The following is a 17,479-nucleotide window of genomic DNA, read 5'->3' as shown; positions in this document are numbered from 1 at the left end:
ATGCATCATCAGCCAGCGCAGAGCGTTCCCATGACGATTCGAGCTTTGAAATCCGCGTTGCTCTATGGGTGCGCCCTGATCGCCGCGAATGACGTGACGGCGCAGGAAGCGCTGCCAAGGACCGAACCGGCGCCCGCCGCGATCACGGAGCCCTCGCGCGACAAGACGGCGCCGTCCTGGCCGCAAAACGCCAAAGCGCGGGCCGGCGCGCCCAATATCGTTCTTGTCCTGCTCGACGATGCGGGCTTCGGAGCCACCTCGACGTTTGGCGGCGCCGCGCAGACGCCGTCGCTCGACAGGCTCGCGCGCGAAGGCCTGCGCTACAACGCCTTTCACGTCAGCGCGCTCTGCTCCCCGACGCGCGCCTCGCTTCTGAGCGGACGCACCGATCATCAGGTGGGCTTCGGCTCCGTCGCCGACGCGGCGGCGGGCTACCCGGGCTACAACGCGCATTGGCCGCGCAGCGCGGTCTCCATCGCCCGCGTTCTGCGCGACAATGGCTACAGCACCGCCGCCTTCGGCAAATGGCACAACACGCCCTATGACGAGATTTCGCCCGTCGGTCCCTTCGATCGCTGGCCGACGGGTCTCGGCTTTGAATATTTCTACGGCTTTCTCGCCGGCTATGACAGCCAATGGGCGCCGCGCCTTTATCGCAACACCCTTCCCGTCGATCGCGCGCGAACCGCCGGCGATCATCTGACGGCCGATCTCGTGGACGACGCCGTCGGCTGGCTACGCAAGCACGAAGCCGTCGCGCCGGACAAGCCCTTCTTCCTTTATTTCGCGCCCGGCGCGACGCATTGGCCGCATCATGTCGCGAAAGAATGGATCGCGAAATATCGCGGCAGGTTCGATCAGGGCTGGGACAGGCTGCGCGAGGAAACCTTCGCCCGCCAGAAAGCGCAGGGCGTCATTCCGGCCAATGCGGAACTCACGCCGCGACCCGCCGAATTGCCGGCCTGGAATTCGCTCAAGCCCGAGGAGCGCGCGCTCTTTGCGCGTCAAATGGAGGTCTACGCCGCTTTCATGGAGCACACCGACCGCGAAATCGGCCGGCTGCTTGATACGCTGACGGCCGACGGCGTCGCCGACAATACGGCGATTTTCTACATTGCCGGCGACAATGGCGGGAGCGGCGAAGGCGGACTCGAAGGACGCGACCTGCTCCGCGGCGACGGCTCCGCGCCGTCGGCCGCCGAGCGCCTCGGGCAGGCGGACCGTCAAGGCGAGGAGATCTTCGATAATCACTATTCCGCCGCCTGGGCATGGGCGACCAATACGCCCTTCCAATGGACCAAGCAGGTCGCGTCCCATCTCGGGGGCGCGCGCGATCCGCTGATCGTGTCGTGGCCGGCGCGCATCAAGGACAAGGGCGGTCTTCGCGCGCAGTTCCAGCACATCACCGATATCGCGCCGACGATTTACGAACTGGCCGGCGTCCAATTTCCCGACACGGTCGACGGCGTGCGCCAACTGCCGCTCGAAGGAAAAAGCTTCGCTGCGAGCTTCCTTGATCCGGCGGCGCCGAGCACGCATGAGCGGCAGGTTTTCGAGACCTCGGGAAACCGCGCAATATACAAGGACGGCTGGTGGGCGGGCGCGCGCCATGTTCCGCCATGGGGAGGCGTGCGCGCCGAACAGGCGCCGATCGGACAACATCCATGGGAGCTTTACGACCTTCGAAACGATTTCAGCCAGGCCCACGATCTTGCTTCGTCGCGGCCGGAAAAGCTCGCCGAGCTCACCGCGCTCTTCGACAGCGAAGCCAAGCGCACGCAGATCTATCCGCTCGCGCCGAAGCGAGAGCGCCTCGCTTCTCCCGCCGACGGTAGGCAAAGCTTCGTCTACCGCCCGGGGGCCGATCACATACCCTCCCGCATCGGCCCCAAAGTGAGCGGGCGAGCGCATCGAATCACGGCCGATATCACGATCCCGGAGCAAGGCGCGGAAGGCGTGATTTTCGCCGATGGCGGGGATTATGGCGGCTTCGCCCTCTATGTGCGGGATGGCAGGCTGACCTACGCCGCGAAAACCTTCGGCAATGTCGCCGGAAAGATCGCCGCGCCGGATCCGCTGCCCAAGGGCGCCGTCCGCATCGTTTTCGATTTCGAACCGGCGCAGCCGCAGACGCCGCCGGGCCCCCGCGGACCTTTTCCGGGTCGGGGCCGGCTTTATGTCAACGGATCCGCCGTCGCGGACGGCCCGCTCGAAAACCTCGTGACGTCATATAACGAAACCCTCGATGTCGGAAAGGATACGGGCGCGCCTGTGGGGCCCTACGCGGCGCCCTTCGCCTTCACCGGCGCCATTGACGCCGTGCGCCTGGATTTGCAGTAAGTTGCGCGTCGGCTCGTTGAGCTTCCTAACTGATCCGCGCGGACAGCGGACAGAAAGGCTCAGGCTTCGATCCTGACCTTCGGCGGCGATCAGGAGGCGCCCGGCTTGCAAGATGGAGGAAGAGGCGTAGCCTCTTGCTGGACCAGGGTTCGCCAAAAAAGTGGAGGTCGGGATGAAGCGCCTCTTTGCACTCGCGATTCCAGCCACGTTATCAGCCGCAAGCTTGCTGGCCTTCTGTAGCGGCGCTGAGGCGGCCTTCTTTCCGAATTCGGTAACCATGCGGCCCCTTGCGCTACCCGCGCAGTATAGCCCCTTTCAGCAGTATGGCCCGGGCGTGCGTCAGGACTCGATCGCAGGCAGAGCAGCCTTTTGCCGCTGCTACCCCTATTACGGCTTCAAAAAAAGACTGATTTGCCGCTACCCTGGCAGGCCGACCACTATTCAAATCGTCGACCGCTGCTATTAGCAATCGCGCCGCCCCTGTCGTCGAGGGGAGATCAACGCGTCGTGAACCGCGTTGATCCCCACGAACAATCGACTGCTTACAAAGCGTGGCCTTCGGCGGGTTCAAGACCGCAATGGCGTCATATGCGGGCCGCCTTCAAGCGGGCTCCCAAGCCTGCTTGGACGCCAGCTTTTCGGCTTGAGCGCCGGCGCGCAGCCGTGCGGGTCGATTTTCCAGGCCGCTCCAATAAGCCTCGAATTCCGGGCGCTTGTCGATCACGCCAAAGCGCAGGCCAAATCCAATCATGGATCCGACATACACATCGGCGGCCGTGAATGTGTCGCCGGCGATAAAGCGGCGACCCGTTACGGCCTTGGCGAGCGTATCCATCACGGCGGCGTAGGAGCCATAGCCGAAGCGTCTCTGCAGCTCCGGCGTCGCCGGATCCCAGCCGGTCGCGTGATTGCTCATCGCCGGCTCCACGCAGCCGGCCGCGAAAAACAGCCAGCGATAGTAATCGGCGCGCGCGGCAGGCGCTGGCGCGAGCCCGGCTTGCGGGAATGCGTCGGCGAGATAGGCGCAGATCGCGGCTGTCTCCGACACTACCGTATCGCCGTGCCGGATGGCCGGCACCTTGCCCATCGGATTGACCGCCAGATATTCCGGCGCCTTCATCGTCGTTCCGTACTCCTTCACTTCGATCGAATAGGGCGCGCCGATCTCCTCCAGCATCCAATGCGCGACCATGCCGCGCGATTGCGGATTGGTGTAGAAAATGAGTTCCTTTTTCATGGCTACTCCATTCGCCTGTCCTGAGGCGGAGCGACCATAAGCGAGAATGCTGTCAGCTTCTGGCAGCATATTTAGCCGCCATTCCTTCACCAGCGTTTGACGCCGGCGCGGCGAACGGGTCTCCAATATCCGCGCCGTTTCAATCCGATCGGTTCGAAAATGACGGAACGCCGCCCGCAACTCGCACCAGCCGGCGAGAACGCGCGCGGATTCGAAAAAGCCGAGCGCCACGGGCCATATGATCCGCTCTGTACGCGCGCCTTTCTCGTCGCGATAGGAAATGGCGAGCTTGCGCTCTTCGCGTAGCGCCCGCCGCAGCAGCCTCAGTTCGACATGCTGAGGCCGCTCCCATCCCGGGCCGACGATAAGCGCGTCGTCGTCCAACCGGGCTTTGAGGTCTTGAGGCAGGACGGCCGAAATTTTCGCCACAGCGTTGCGCGCGGCGTCGGAAAGCGAATCGTCGGTGCGCCGCGCCACCCATTTTGCGCCAAGCGCCAGCGCTTCGATCTCCTCTTCTGAGAACATTAGCGGAGGCAGGAGGAAACCCGGCCGGAGCACATAGCCGACGCCTGGCTCGCCGTCGATTTCAGCGCCCATGGCCTGCAAGGCGGCGACGTCGCGATAGAGCGTTCGCAGGGAGACGCCCGCCTCGCGCGCGAGCTCCGCCCCGCTCACGGGCCGGCGGCGGCGGCGCAGCATCTGCAAGAGCTCGAACAATCGATGCGTTCGGGACATGGCGGCAAACTATCATAGCTCCTGTCAAATGATGACAGCAGAAGACTTCCGCCTTGGTTTTTCCGGCCGGGTAGGGGCGTCCAGACCGGTTCTCCGCTTAACCGAATCTTGAATCATTATGCGTCAAGAACGGCGGCGTCTATCTCGGCCTCCGCGCCATCGCGGGGCGTCCGCTCGCGATCTCGCTCCCTGACCGCCCGACACAGACCCGAAAGGGGAAACCCGCGCCATGAGCACCATCGGCATTCGAGGAACATTCTTCGATTTCGTCGACGATCCGTGGAAGCACATCGGCAATGAGAAGGAAGCCGCCCGCTTCCACCAGGATGGCCTGCTGGTCGCGACCGACGGCGTCATCGACGATTTCGGCCCCTATGAGCGCGTGGCGAGCGCCTATCCCGGCATCGAGATCACCCGCATTGAGGATCGCATCATCGTTCCTGGCTTCATCGATGGCCACATTCATTTGCCGCAGACGCGCGTCCTTGGCGCCTATGGCGAGCAATTGCTGCCGTGGCTGCAAATGTGGATCTACCCCGAGGAGCTGAAATATAAGGACCGCAACTACGCCCGCGAGGGCGTGAGGCGCTTTCTGGACGCGCTGCTCGCCAGCGGCACCACCACCTGCCAAGTGTTCACCAGCTCCTCGCCGGTCTCGACGGAGGAGCTCTTCGAGGAAGCGAGCCGGCGCAATATGCGCGTCATCGCCGGCCTTACCGGCATCGATCGCAACGCGCCGGCCGAATTCGTCGACACGCCGGAGAACTTCTATCGCGACAGCAAGCGGCTGATCGCGCAGTACCACAACAGGGGCCGCAATCTCTACGCCATCACGCCGCGCTTCGCCTTCGGCGCCTCGCCGGAGCTTCTCGACGCGTGTCGGCGTCTCAAGGAGGAACATCCGGATTGCTGGGTCAACACCCACATCTCCGAAAATCCCAGCGAGTGCCGGGGCGTGCTCATTGAGCACCCGGACTGCCAGGACTATCTCGGCGTCTACGAGAAGTTCGGGCTCGTCGGCCCGAAATTCTCCGGCGGACACGGCGTCTATCTGTCGGACAGCGAGTTTCGCCGTATGTCCGACAGCGGCGCCGCAGTGGTGTTCTGCCCGTGCTCGAACCTCTTTCTCGGCAGCGGTCTCTTCCGCCTCGGCCGGGCCACCGACCCCGAGCGCCGCGTGAAGATGTCGTTCGGCACCGACATGGGCGGCGGCAATCGCTTCTCGATGATCCATGTGCTCGACGAGGCCTATAAGGTCGGCATGTGCAACAATACGCTGCATGACGGCAGCCTCGATCCCGCCCGCAAGGACCCCGCCGAGGCCGAGCGCAACAAGCTTTCGCCCTATCGCGGCTTCTGGTCGATCACGCTCGGCGGCGCCGAAGGCCTGTATATCGACGACAAGCTCGGCAATTTCGAGCCCGGCAAAGAGGCGGACTTCGTCGTCCTCGATCCCAATGGCGGCCCGATCGCACAGGCCTGGCGTCAGTCTTTGATCGCCGACGGCGGCCGGCCGCGCACGGTCGAGGAGGCGGCGAACCTGCTGTTCGGCGTGATGACGGCCGGCGACGACCGCTGCGTCGACCAGACCTGGGTAATGGGCGAGCGTCTTTACAAGAAGAGCTGAGCGGAGGGCGCGAGATGACTGCGAGCCGGGACGCCGCCGACGGGCCGGTCGCGCTCGTCATCCAGCGCCGCATCACGGACGAAGGCTTCGCCGCGTTCACGCGTTGGACCGGCGAGGTCGGCGAGCGCCTTGAGACCTGGCCGGGATTCCTCGGCCAGGCGGTGACGCCGCCGCAGCCTCCGGCCCAGGTCGACTGGGTGCAGATCCTGCGCTTCGCCAGCGCCGCGGCGGCGCGCGCATGGCTGCAGAGCGACGTGCGCGCCCGTTTCGTCGAAGAGGTGCGCGGCTACTTCGTCGGGCCGGAGGACATCCACATTCTGTCCGACGTCGGCGGCCGCCGGGAGACCGCCGTCTCCGCCGTCATCTCCTTTGACGTGCCGCCCGGAGAAGACGACGCCTTCCTGGCGTGGCAGCGGCGAATCCAGGCGGCCGAGGCCGAGTTCAAGGGCTTTCTGCGTCACAAGATCGAACGGCCAATCCCCGGCTTGCATGACGATTGGATCATTATTCTGTCATTCGACACTGACGCCAACCTTGGCGCCTGGCTGGACTCGCCTGCGCGGCGGGCGCTCCTCGAGGAGGGCGAGCGCTTCAACGCTGGCATGACCGTGAAGCGGGCGAGCCATGGCTTCAATTTCTGGTTCCCATCCGCGCAAGCGCCGGCGCGGAACCCCTCCTTCATCTTCAAGTGCAATCTCGTCGTCCTGCTCGTCCTCTACCCGATCGTCTATCTTTGGAGCTATTTCGTCAGCGGGCCGATTATTGACGCGCATGGCGTCCCGCCCTGGCTGTCGCTGTTCATCGGCAATCTCGTGAGCACTCAGTTGCTCGGTTGGTGGGTCGCGCCGGCGGCCTTCAAGGCGTTCGGCTGGTGGCTCGAGCCGAAGACGACAACATTCCGGCGGTTCGGCGGCTATTTCCTCGTCGTGACGCTCTACGCCGTCTCCATGGCCGCATACGCTTTCCTGCTTGCCTCGAACCGTGACAAGGCTGACGTCACATTGACCCAAATGGAGCTGGAGCCTTTTGCGTTTATATTGACGCATATACTGGGGCGCTGACGTAGTCGGCGCATTCGTCGCGTGTAGGTGAGGATTTGCCAGGGACGTCATGCGCGTCGGCGCGGCTGCTTAAACCCCCTCTAGTCATGTGAATCTAAAATTCGCCGCATAAGGTTCTGTCGGTTTTTTGGCAGAATCGTTTGACAGCGGCGAGGATTTCATCTGCGGATTTGATCCATCGATACGGCTTTGGGTTTTCATTGTGCCGCTCGATGAAGGTTCGGATATCGGCTTCCAACTGCTTCGTCGAGGTATGGACGCCGCGACGAATCTGCTTCCGAGTGAGCTCGGCAAACCAGCGCTCGACCTGATTGATCCACGACGCCGACGTCGGCGTGAAGTGCACATGGTAATGCGGTCGCCGCGCCAGCCAGTTTTTGATGACGGCGGTTTTGTGGGTGGCGTAATTGTCCATGATAATGTGAACGTCGAGGCCGTCCGGAATTTGCGCGTCGATCTGCTTGAGGAAGTCGAGAAACTCGGCAGCCCGATGGCGCTTGTAGCATTTGCCGATCACAAAACCCGAAGCGATGTCGAGAGCCGCAAACAGCGATGTCGTGCCGTGGCGGACATAGGAGTGTGTCCGGCGCTCCGGGACGCCCGGCATCATCGGGAGGACCGGTTGTTCGCGATCAAGCGCTTGTATCTGGCTCTTCTCGTCGACGCTGAGCACCAACGCCCGATTGGGCGGCGACAGATAAAGGCCGACGATGTCGCGGACCTTGTCGACAAACAAAGGGTCGCTGGAAAGCTTGAATGTCTCCGAGCGATGCGGCTGCAAGCCGAAAGCGTTCCAAATTCTGCGGATCGTCGTGTGCGAAAAACCGGTCTCAGTGGCCATGGAGCGGATCGACCAGTGCGTGGCGTCCCTTGGCGTGGACCGGAGCGTGCGCTCGATGACGGCGGCCACCTAATCGTCATCGATTGTCCGAGGTCTGCCGGGACGAGCCTCATCCAACAGCCCTTCGATGCGATCCTTCAGAAAGCGTCGACGCCATTTGCCGACCGTGTGCTCATGGACGCCGAGTTCGCTCGCTACGGTTTTGCTCGGAATGCCATCCGCGCATCGCAGGATGACGCGACAGCGTTCGGACAAAGACCGCGCTACGCGATGGCGACGAACCTGTCGTTCGAGATACGCTCGTTCATCCGAACTCAGGATCAGCGGAGCAATCGGACGCCCCGTCGCGTTGGCCATAACCTCGCTCCCGCTCTCATGCGAAAGAGCGATCTTACAATGAAGCGAAATTCAGTTCCAGATGACTAGGGTCCAGACTCATAACCAGTAGCTGACCGTCGCAGCGATGCAGACGGCTGCGAGGAAGTTTGTGGCGCTGCGGTCGTAGCGTGTGGCGATGCGCCTGAAGTCCTTCAACCTACAGAACATGCGTTCGATGGCGTTGCGCTTGCGGTAGAGGAAGGGCGAAAAGCAGCTCTTCCATTTACGGTTCGCCTTAGGCGGGATGTTCGGCATCGCGCCGCCCGCCTCGACCTGCCGGCGAATGGCGTCGCTGTCATAGCCTTTGTCGCCGTGCAGGATCGCGCAGGCGGGCATCTTCGACAGAAGCTCTGCGCCGGCGGTGCAATCGGCGACGTTGCCGCCCGTGAGCATGAAGGCGACCGGGCGGCATTGGGCGTCTGTCAGGGCATGGATTTTGGTCGTGCGTCCGCCGCGCGATCGGCCGATCGCCTGGGCGCGCTCCCCTTTGCCGCCGCTGGCGGAGCGATGCGCCTTGACCGCCGAGGAGTCGATGAGAAGCTGCGCCGGCGGCCCGCCAGCTTGCGCGAGCGCGTGGAAAAGATTGACCCATACGCCCTTTGCCGCCCAGCGCACATAGCGGTTGTAAAGCGTCTTCCTTGGTCCGTATTCCGAGGGCGCGTCGATCCAGCGCCCGCCGGATTTCAACACATGCACGACGCCGCTGATGACGCGCCTGTCGTCGACTCGCGCCTTACCCCTTGTGTCGGTGGGAAGATGCGGCGCAATCTTCTCAAACTGGGCGTCGGTCAGCCAAAAGCGATCGGGAATCATCGGCGCTTCCTTTCGGAAGCCTGTGAATCACGGCACCGCCCTCACGCCAATAACTTTATGGGTCCGAGCCCTAGGGACTTCTTCTACGTCACCGTTCAGCGCGTGGAGGTTGCAGAAAAGGTCCAGGAGCATCTGGAACTCGAGCGCGAGACGCCCCCAAATTAGCCGAGATCGAAGCAACCTTTTAGGCTGTGCGGAGGAATTCACGATTGAAGATCGGTCGGACACGGATGGACGAGGAAGACTGGGCGCATACGCTCGCGGTGTTTCGGGCCTGCCTTCCGCGTCGCGGACGCAAGGCCGAAGACGATCGCCGGTTCCTCGAAGCGCTTCATTTCTTTACGGTCGAAAACGTTCGATGGCGGCGCGCCGCCAGAGCGGTTCGGACACTGGAACAGCGTATGGAAACGTTTTGACCGCTTGAGCAAGGTCAGCGTGTTCGAGGCTTTCTTCGACACGCTCGCTTCCATGAGTTCGTCGGCGCATCTGATCCAGATGTTCGATTCGACCATCGTGCGCGCGCACGTATCGGCCGCAGGCGCAAAGGGGCAAGAAGCGCAGGCGCTCAGGCGTTCGCGCGGCGGCTTCACCACGAAAACGCCAAGTCGGACGCATCGGGCGATATCATCGCTTTCGACCTGATCGGCGGCGAGGCTGCCGACGCGCCGCATTTCGAAATGCTGCTCGACATCGGCCTGGATATTCGGCCGCGCGCTGACAGGGGCTACGCCAGCAAGGCCAACCGCACCGCGGCAAGAGCGCGCGGCATCGCCCCGGTCATCCCGCACAAGGCCAATGAGAAGAACAAATCGAAGTTCTTCGCCAAGACGCTCTACAAAGCCCGCGCCCGTATCGAGCAAGGCATGGGACGCATCAAACGCTTCAAGCGCGTCGCCCTACGCTGCGAAAAGACAGCCCGCAATTTCCGATCCATCGTCAGTTTCGCCGCAGGCCTATGCTTAATCAAATTCGTCCACACAGCCTAGCATCTCCTCGTCAACACTACCGGTGTTGTTCGCCGTCGAAGGAATGGCTCGACAAGGAGCAAGTTCGTCCCCTCGCGTTGCGATAGCGGGAACTTGCATGTCGGCGTCCACGCTGGTTATCATGAAAATGTTATTGTGGAATTGACCATCGAGGACCTCGGATGAGGAAGAGAAAGTTAGAAACGTCATTCAACGGCCCCCTAAGCAGCCGCCCGCTTGGCTTCGGAATTGCACAATGACTTTATATTATCCGCTGACCAAGGCGCAGTTCGCTATCTGGGTCGCCCAAATGCTCGACCCGGCGAGCCCGGCATACAATATCGGCGAATACATAGAGATTTCGGGCGTTATCGATCCAGAACTGCTCAGAATTGCCGTCAAGCGCGTCTTCGATGAAACCGACACTCTACGTCTCCGCTTTGTCGATTTTGGCGAGGGGCCAAGGCAATATGTCGTGCAAGACGAAGTTCTGGAAGTCGCCTATTTCGATTTGAGCCGCGACGTGAATCCCGCTCCGCGGCCGAGGAGTGGATGCGACGGGACATAGAAAGTTCTAGCGATCTTATCCATGGCCCGTTGCATGCTTTTGCTATTTTCAAAATAGACACAAATTGCTTCTTTTATTACCATCGCTACCATCATGTCGTTTTCGACGGTTTCAGCGTAACCCTTTTCGCGCGGAGAGTAGGGGAGCGCTACGCCTCATTGGTCGCAGGTTCGCCGCTTGAGGCGCAAGCTCCCGGCTGCTGGCTTGATATCCTCCGTGATGAAGAAAGCTACCAAGGTTCCTCGCGATATACCCGCGACCGGGACTATTGGATGGCGCGGCTCAAGGACAGACCGGAGCGGGTGACCCTCTCAGGTAGGCTGCCGCCCGTGGTTCCCCCACGCGGGTTCATCCGCGTCACCGATTACTTGCCCTATCCAGTGGCGGAAAAGTTGCGGACCTTGGGGGCGGCCTGCGGGGCTAGCTTGGCTCAGGTCATCACCGCCGCCGCAGTAATCTATCTGCATCGTTTCACGGGTGAACGGGATATCGTCGTGGGCATGCCCGCGAGCGCCAGGGTGGGCGCGAAAGCGCGCAGTGCTCAAGGGATGATGGTGAATGTCCTACCGCTGCGGCTGGCCGTCGATCCCGAGCTTAATTTTGAAGAATTCTTACGGGAGGCGACGAGGACGATACGTGACGCCTTTCGTCACCAGCGCTACCGTAGCGAGGATTTGTGCCATGACTTTCGACTGCGCTCGAACGAGGACGGTTTTCACGGCTTGGTAGTCAACGTCATCTCTTTCGACTTCGTTCTTGATTTTGCCGGCTGTCCCGCGCAAATCCACAACATTTCGAATGGTCCCGTATTTGAACTTTCTCTGAACTTATATGAAAGCAAGAACGCTTCCGATCTGCGCATCGATTTCAATGGCAACCCTTCACATTACACCGGCGATTGCTTATTGGCCCATATGCAGCGCCTATTGGCTCTACTATCCCGTCTTGTAGATTCTGAGGAGGACGGTCCCATAGCTCAGTTGAGCTTATTGAGGGACGGAGAGAGACACACCGTACTCTATGATTGGAACGCCACGGCCGCGGATTATCCGCACGACAAATGCGTCCACGCGCTGTTCGAGGAGCAGGCGGCGCGCACGCCGGATGCGGCGGCAGTCATATGGAACGGCGGGCGGATGACATACGCCGAATTGAATGGGCGGGCCAATCAGCTGGCTCGCTATCTGCTCGGGCTCGGCGTTCAGCCAAGCGACTGCGTGGCGATCCTATTGGAGCGATCGCCGAGCTTGGTGATCGCGGAACTGGCGATTCTCAAATGTGGCGCAATCTATGTGCCCCTCGATCCGGACTTTCCGGAACGGCGGCTCGCGTTCATGATCGCCGACTGCGCAACTAAGATCGTCGTTTGCCAGGAGGGTGAGGCGCTAGTCCACTCGGACGGATTACTTCACGTAAGCGTCGATGAGGCCTTGGCGGCTTCCGACGCGGCCGGCAATCCGAATTTGCCCTGCAACGGCGAAGCTGCGGCTTATGTCATACACCTCCGGCTCTACCGGCGAGCCCAAAGGCGTCGTAGTTCCCCACCGAGCGATTAGCCGACTAGTGCTCAACAACGGCTACGTAGAAATAGGCGTCGGCGATCGCGTGGCCTTTGCAGCTAACCCGGCATTCGATGCGTCAACATTCGAACTGTGGGCGCCGCTGCTCAACGGCGGCGCCGCTGTCGTGATCGACAAGGCGGCGGTGCTCGACTCCGAACGGTTCGGACAGACGTTGAAGCGGCATGCCGTCGACGTCTTATGGCTTACAGCGGGTCTTTTCAATCAATACGCGTCGAGATTGGGGAAGACTTCCCGCGTCTCCGGCACCTCTTGGTCGGGGGCGAAAGTCTCGATCCCCGGACGATTGCTCATGTGCTGCGCCGCAGCCCTCCGCGACACTTGCTCAATGGTTATGGACCGACTGAAACAACGACCTTTGCGGCTACTTATGAAATCAAAGAGGTGCCTGATGGATCACAGAGCATTCCCATTGGCCGTCCGATTGCCAACACCAGAATCTACCTACTGGATTCGTTTGGCGAGCCTGTTCCGATCGGGGTGGCTGGGGAGATCTACATCGGCGGCGCGGGAGTGGGTCGAGGTTATTTGAACCGTCCGGAACTGACGGCGGCGCGCTTTATTGCGGATCCTTTCAGCGGCGACGCGCAGGCGCGGCTGTATCGGACCGGCGATCTGGGACGGTGGCTGCCGGACGGGAACCTTGAGTATCTGGGACGTTTGGACGACCAGGTGAAGATCCGGGGGTTCCGGATCGAGCTGGGGGAGATCGAGGCGGTTTTGGGCCGGCACGCTGCGGTGCGGGAGGCGACGGTCCTCGCGCGCGAGGACGTCCCGGGCGAGAAGCGGCTGGTGGCGTATGTGGCGCCGGCGGCGGATGCGCCGGCCGACCTGGTTTGGGAGCTGCGGACGCATCTTCGCGCCAACCTGCCGGACTACATGATCCCCACGGCGTTCGTGACGCTCGAGCAGCTTCCGCTGACCCCCAACGGCAAGGTCGACCGCAAGGCCCTGCCGGCTCCCGAGGAGGAAGCGTTCGGCAGGGGGCCTATGAGGAGCCTCGGGGCCCGGCGGAGACCGCGATCGCCGCGATCTGGGCCGAGCTGCTGCAGGTTGAGCGGGTGGGCCGCAACGACAATTTCTTCGAGCTGGGCGGGCATTCCTTGCTCGCGGTCGGCGTGATCGAACGGCTGCGTCGGCAGGGCTGGCGCGTTGAGGTGCGGGCGCTGTTCCTCGAGCCCACTCTGGCGGGCCTGGCGGCCACCATCGCCAGCGGGCCTGTGGAGGTGGAGGTTCCCCCAATCTCATTCCCGCCAGCTGCGAGGCGATCCTGCCGGAGATGCTTCCGCTGGTTCGGCTGACGCTGGAGGAGATTGAGCGGGTGACGGCGGCGACGCCGGGCGGGGCGGCCAATGTGCAGGACGTCTATCCGCTTTCGCCGCTGCAGGAAGGGATCCTGTTCCATCACCTGCTGGCGCGCGACGGCGATCCGTATTTGCTGTTTGGGCTGTTCGGGTTCGAGAGCCGGACGCGGCTGGACGACTATGTGCGGGCGCTTCAGACGGTGGTCGATCGGCACGACATTCTGCGCACGGCGGTGCTGTGGGAGGGTCTGCCCGAACCCGTGCAGGTGGTGTGGCGGCGGGCTCCGGTGGCGGTGGAGGAAGTAAGCGTCGACGCAGCCGCAGGCGATGCGGCGCAGCAACTGTCGGAGCGGTTCGATCCGCGCCATTACCGTCTGGACGTGCGGCAGGCGCCGCTGCTGCGGCTGTTCGTCGCTTATGACGCGGCGAACGGGCGCTGGCTGATGCTGCAGCTCTTCCATCATCTGGCGATGGACCACGCCACGCTGGAGGCGGCGCAGCGGGAGATCGAGGAACTGCTGTCGGGTCGGGGCGAACGGCTGGCGCGGCCGTCGCCGTTTCGCAATTTCGTCGCGCAGGCGCGTCTGGGCGTGTCGCGCGAGGAGCACGACGCCTATTTCAGCGAACTGCTGGGGGACGTGGAGGAGCCGACGGCTCCGTTCGGACTGACCGACGCCCAGGGCGACGGGTCTGGGATCGTGGAAGCGCGCCTGCCAGTCGAGGCGCCGCTGGCGCGCCGGCTGCGCGAGCGGGCGCGGGCGTTGGGCGTGAGCGCGGCGAGCGTCTGCCATCTGGCGTGGGCGCAGGTGCTGGCGCGGGTTTCCGGCCGGGACGACGTGGTGTTCGGCACGGTTTTGTTTGGCCGCATGCAGGGCGGGAAGGCTCCGACCAGGCGCTCGGCCTGTTCATCAACACGCTGCCGGTGCGCATCCGCATTGGCGAGGAGGGCGCGCGCGACGGAGTGCTGCGGACGCATGCGCAGCTCGCGCGCCTGCTGCGCCACGAGCATGCGTCGCTGGCGCGGGCGCAGCGCTGCAGCGGCGTCCCGGCGTCGGCTCCGCTGTTCACGGCGCTGCTGAACTACCGGCACATCGCCGCCGTCGGCGACGCCGGCGCGCCGGCGCGCGAGGTTTGGGCCGGGATCGAGTTCCTGAAGGGAGAAGAGCGGACGAACTATCCGCTCGTCCTGTCCGTGGACGATCTCGGCGAGGGCTTCGCGCTGACGGCGCAGGTGCGGTCGCCGACCGTCGATCCAGGACGGGTCTGCGCCTATATGCACCTGGCGCTGGAGCGTCTGGCGGAGGCGCTGGAGCGCGCGCCGGCGACGCCGCTGCTCGGCGTGGAGGTGCTTCCCGACGACGAACGGCGGCGGCTGCTCTACGATTGGAACGCCACGGCGGCGGATTATCCGCGCGACAAATGCGTCCACGATCTGTTCGAGGAGCAGGCGGCGCGCACGCCAGACGCAGTCGCGGCGTCGTTCGAGGAACGACAGCTGACCTATGAGGAGCTCGACCGTCGCGCCAATCAACTGGCGCATCGTCTGATCGGGCTGGGGGTGGGTCCCGAGACGCTGGTCGGCGTGTGTCTGGAACGGTCGCTGGATCTGATCGTCGCGCTCTTGGGCGTGCTGAAGGCGGGAGGAGCGTATCTGCCTCTGGATCCAAGCTATCCGGAGGCGCGGCTCGCCTTCATGCTCTCGGACGCGCGGGCGCCCGTGCTGCTCACGCAAAAAGGCTGCTGGATCGGCTGCCGGCGTTCGGAAGCGTTCTGTGCATGGACCGGGACTGGCCGACAATCGCGGCGCAGCCGGACGCCGCGCCAGACCCCGGGCGACCCCCGATAATCTCGCCTATGTCATCTACACCTCAGGGTCGACGGGACGGCCGAAGGGCGTTCCGATCCGACATCGGAGCCTGTCGAATCTGGTGAGTTGGCATCGGCAGGCTTATGAGGTGACGCCATCCGACCGGGCGACGCAGATCGCAGGGCTGAGCTTCGACGCGTCGGTCTGGGAGATCTGGCCGTATCTTGCGTTCGGGGCGAGCGTCCATATCGCCACGGATATGATGCGGTTGGATCCCAGCCGACTGGCGCGCTGGCTGATGGAGCAGCGGATCACTCTGACATTCCTTCCGACCCCGCTGGCGGAGGCTGCGTTGGTCGAGAGCTGGCCAGAGACGAGCGCCTTGCGCGTTCTGCTGACGGGAGGGGACAGGCTCAGTCGCCGGCCAGCTGGCGCGCTGCCGTTCCGAGTGGTCAACCACTACGGGCCGACCGAGAATACGGTGGTGAGCACCTGGGCGGAGGTGTCGGCGCGAGAGGTTTCGGATAGCGCGCCTCCCATTGGCCGGCCATTGCCCAACACGCGCGTCTATGTGGCGGACGCCCATCTGCGGCCGGCCCCGATCGGAGTGGCCGGGGAGCTTCTGGTGGGCGGGGCGCAGCTGACCGCGGGTTATTTGAACCGTCCGGAACTGACGGCGGCGCGCTTTATTGCGGATCCTTTCAGCGGCGACGCGCAGGCGCGGCTGTATCGGACCGGCGATCTGGGACGGTGGCTGCCGGACGGGAACCTTGAGTATCTGGGACGTTTGGACGACCAGGTGAAGATCCGGGGGTTCCGGATCGAGCTGGGGGAGATCGAGGCGGTTTTGGGCCGGCACGCTGCGGTGCGGGAGGCGACGGTCCTCGCGCGCGAGGACGTCCCGGGCGAGAAGCGGCTGGTGGCGTATGTGGCGCCGGCGGCGGATGCGCCGGCCGACCTGGTTTGGGAGCTGCGGACGCATCTTCGCGCCAACCTGCCGGACTACATGATCCCCACGGCGTTCGTGACGCTCGAGCAGCTTCCGCTGACCCCCAACGGCAAGGTCGACCGCAAGGCCCTGCCGGCTCCCGATCGCTTTGGGACGGAGGAAAGCTATATCGCCCCACGGACACCGACCGAGGAGATCGTGGCCGACGTCTGGGCGGAAGTGCTAGGTTTGGAGAGAGTAGGCGTCGAAGATAACTTTTTCGACCTTGGTGGGCATTCTCTGTTGGCGACCAAAGCCTTGTCATTGCTGCAAGAGCGAGTGGGAATCAATCTGCCGATCCGACTGATGTTCGAGTCGCCAACGCCAGCAGCGCTGATCGAACGCCTAATGGCTCAAAGCCGGGCCGAAGACGGCCCCAAAGTGGCGTCGAATGAGCCCGCGGACTTCGGAAGGCAACAACGTGAATCCGAAGCCGCTGGCGAGGGATAATGCATGTAGTCCTTGAAAAGCAACAGGCCTACTTGACGACCTGGACCGGTTTTCGATCCAGCCCGGAATCATTAATTGTTACTCTGAATCAGATGGGCTCTCGTAAAGGGCTATTCTGGTGTTTGCAAGGCTATCGCGAGCTCACACAGCTTGCCGAACATCTTGGATCTGACCAGCCTATCCACGGCATGCGTTCTGGATACCTTGTCATGGACTATACAGAGGAGAATGTCTGCGCGATCGCGTCACATTATGCTTCGGAAATGATTGCCCTACAGCCTAGCGGATCATTCTTGATTGGAGGCAACTGTCAGGGTGGCGTGATTGCATACGCGATCGCATTGCGTCTGCGCGAGCTAGGTCGTGAAGTTTCGCTGCTTTTCTTAATGGAGCAGGGCTCGTTCGCCTACTACGAAGGGCGTGTTGCATTGATTTTCGGCCGTGATAGTCATTTCAATCCCTACGCCCCGGGAGCAGACCCTGACGCAACGTTTCGTACGTCGTATCCGACAGGGCACAGTCGACATCATCAAAGGCGCACATGGACAGTTCTTTGAATCGCCAAACATCGAGACGCTCGCTGAAGCGCTCAGCAGACGCTTAGAGGATGTTATGCACCTTGCATGAGCCTGTGGTGCGTTTGAGCCTAAGGTAGGCGCGGGCAGCCCTGCTGATTTTTCATCTGGCCGAAAAACTCGGTTGGCGCTTTTATTCGAGCGTCCAGAAATGTTCCGTCTCCCGCCAGGAGAGATGATCGATCCTCCGATGCTTCAGCAAAACGATGG

15 protein-coding genes and 2 pseudogenes are annotated in these 17,479 nt (G+C 62.8%); 13 read left to right on the top strand and 4 right to left on the bottom strand.

Annotated features, from left to right (window positions below):
• Window positions 1–30: 30 nt before the first annotated feature.
• On the top strand, window positions 31–2,340 hold the full coding sequence (locus tag ACV7JP_RS05220; protein ID WP_457798165.1) for an arylsulfatase: 2,310 nt from the start codon (window positions 31–33) through the stop codon (window positions 2,338–2,340).
• Window positions 2,341–2,941: 601 nt separating this feature from the next.
• On the opposite strand, the gene ACV7JP_RS05215 is transcribed toward ACV7JP_RS05220, so the two are convergent.
• Complete coding sequence (locus ACV7JP_RS05215) at window positions 2,942–4,312, bottom strand: HTH domain-containing protein (protein ID WP_457798164.1); 1,371 nt, start codon at window positions 4,310–4,312, stop codon at window positions 2,942–2,944.
• Window positions 4,313–4,541: 229 nt separating this feature from the next.
• On the opposite strand from ACV7JP_RS05215, the gene guaD reads away from it, so the two are divergent.
• Entirely contained in the window at window positions 4,542–5,939 is a 1,398-nt protein-coding gene (guaD, locus tag ACV7JP_RS05210; protein ID WP_457798163.1) for a guanine deaminase, read from the top strand.
• 14 nt (window positions 5,940–5,953) lie between these two features.
• Window positions 5,954–7,000, top strand: coding sequence for an antibiotic biosynthesis monooxygenase (locus ACV7JP_RS05205; protein ID WP_457798162.1), 1,047 nt, complete (start codon window positions 5,954–5,956; stop codon window positions 6,998–7,000).
• A 94-nt stretch (window positions 7,001–7,094) separates the two neighbouring features.
• Here ACV7JP_RS05205 and ACV7JP_RS05200 read toward each other — a convergent pair.
• The 3 genes and pseudogenes from ACV7JP_RS05200 to ACV7JP_RS05190 all read right to left on the bottom strand — a co-directional run bounded on the left by ACV7JP_RS05200 (window position 7,095) and on the right by ACV7JP_RS05190 (window position 9,703).
• Window positions 7,095–8,198, bottom strand: a pseudogene (locus ACV7JP_RS05200) (IS630 family transposase).
• Between the two features lie 78 nt (window positions 8,199–8,276).
• Complete coding sequence (locus tag ACV7JP_RS05195; protein ID WP_457798161.1) at window positions 8,277–9,032, bottom strand: IS5 family transposase; 756 nt, start codon at window positions 9,030–9,032, stop codon at window positions 8,277–8,279.
• Window positions 9,033–9,235: 203 nt separating this feature from the next.
• A complete protein-coding gene (locus ACV7JP_RS05190; protein ID WP_457798160.1) occupies window positions 9,236–9,703 on the bottom strand; it encodes a hypothetical protein in 468 nt (155 codons plus the stop codon).
• Here ACV7JP_RS05190 and ACV7JP_RS05185 point away from each other — a divergent pair.
• From ACV7JP_RS05185 to ACV7JP_RS05140, 10 genes and pseudogenes are all read left to right on the top strand, one after another.
• Window positions 9,656–10,018: a transposase gene (locus ACV7JP_RS05185; RefSeq protein WP_457799036.1), complete on the top strand. Its 363-nt coding sequence runs from the start codon at window positions 9,656–9,658 to the stop codon at window positions 10,016–10,018. The genes ACV7JP_RS05190 and ACV7JP_RS05185 overlap by 48 nt on opposite strands.
• A 235-nt stretch (window positions 10,019–10,253) precedes the next feature.
• Complete coding sequence (locus ACV7JP_RS05180) at window positions 10,254–10,565, top strand: condensation domain-containing protein (RefSeq protein ID WP_457798159.1); 312 nt, start codon at window positions 10,254–10,256, stop codon at window positions 10,563–10,565.
• Complete coding sequence (locus ACV7JP_RS05175) at window positions 10,550–12,121, top strand: condensation domain-containing protein (RefSeq protein ID WP_457798158.1); 1,572 nt, start codon at window positions 10,550–10,552, stop codon at window positions 12,119–12,121. The genes ACV7JP_RS05180 and ACV7JP_RS05175 overlap by 16 nt, the downstream gene beginning before the upstream one ends.
• Window positions 12,057–12,616: pseudogene (locus ACV7JP_RS05170) on the top strand (AMP-binding protein); the annotation flags it as partial. The gene ACV7JP_RS05175 and the pseudogene ACV7JP_RS05170, both read left to right, overlap by 65 nt.
• A gap of 9 nt (window positions 12,617–12,625) precedes the next feature.
• Entirely contained in the window at window positions 12,626–13,267 is a 642-nt protein-coding gene (locus ACV7JP_RS05165) for an AMP-binding enzyme (RefSeq protein WP_457799035.1), read from the top strand.
• Window positions 13,207–13,446: a phosphopantetheine-binding protein gene (locus ACV7JP_RS05160; protein ID WP_457798157.1), complete on the top strand. Its 240-nt coding sequence runs from the start codon at window positions 13,207–13,209 to the stop codon at window positions 13,444–13,446. Before ACV7JP_RS05165 ends, ACV7JP_RS05160 begins: the two co-directional genes overlap by 61 nt.
• On the top strand, window positions 13,425–14,528 hold the full coding sequence (locus tag ACV7JP_RS05155; RefSeq protein WP_457798156.1) for a condensation domain-containing protein: 1,104 nt from the start codon (window positions 13,425–13,427) through the stop codon (window positions 14,526–14,528). Before ACV7JP_RS05160 ends, ACV7JP_RS05155 begins: the two co-directional genes overlap by 22 nt.
• The gene (locus tag ACV7JP_RS05150; RefSeq protein ID WP_457798155.1) at window positions 14,411–15,295 is read left to right on the top strand and encodes an AMP-binding protein; all 885 of its coding nucleotides are present in this window, start codon (window positions 14,411–14,413) and stop codon (window positions 15,293–15,295) included. The genes ACV7JP_RS05155 and ACV7JP_RS05150 overlap by 118 nt, the downstream gene beginning before the upstream one ends.
• A complete protein-coding gene (locus ACV7JP_RS05145) occupies window positions 15,222–16,694 on the top strand; it encodes a non-ribosomal peptide synthetase (RefSeq protein ID WP_457798154.1) in 1,473 nt (490 codons plus the stop codon). The genes ACV7JP_RS05150 and ACV7JP_RS05145 overlap by 74 nt, the downstream gene beginning before the upstream one ends.
• Entirely contained in the window at window positions 16,694–17,251 is a 558-nt protein-coding gene (locus ACV7JP_RS05140; protein WP_457798153.1) for a thioesterase domain-containing protein, read from the top strand. Before ACV7JP_RS05145 ends, ACV7JP_RS05140 begins: the two co-directional genes overlap by 1 nt.
• The last annotated feature ends 228 nt before the right edge of the window (window positions 17,252–17,479 follow it).

It is taken from the genome of Methylocystis sp. S23 (genome assembly GCF_054106005.1).
The sequence above is the reverse complement of the archived record's forward strand: the minus strand, read 5'-3'. Positions and strand labels throughout refer to the sequence as shown.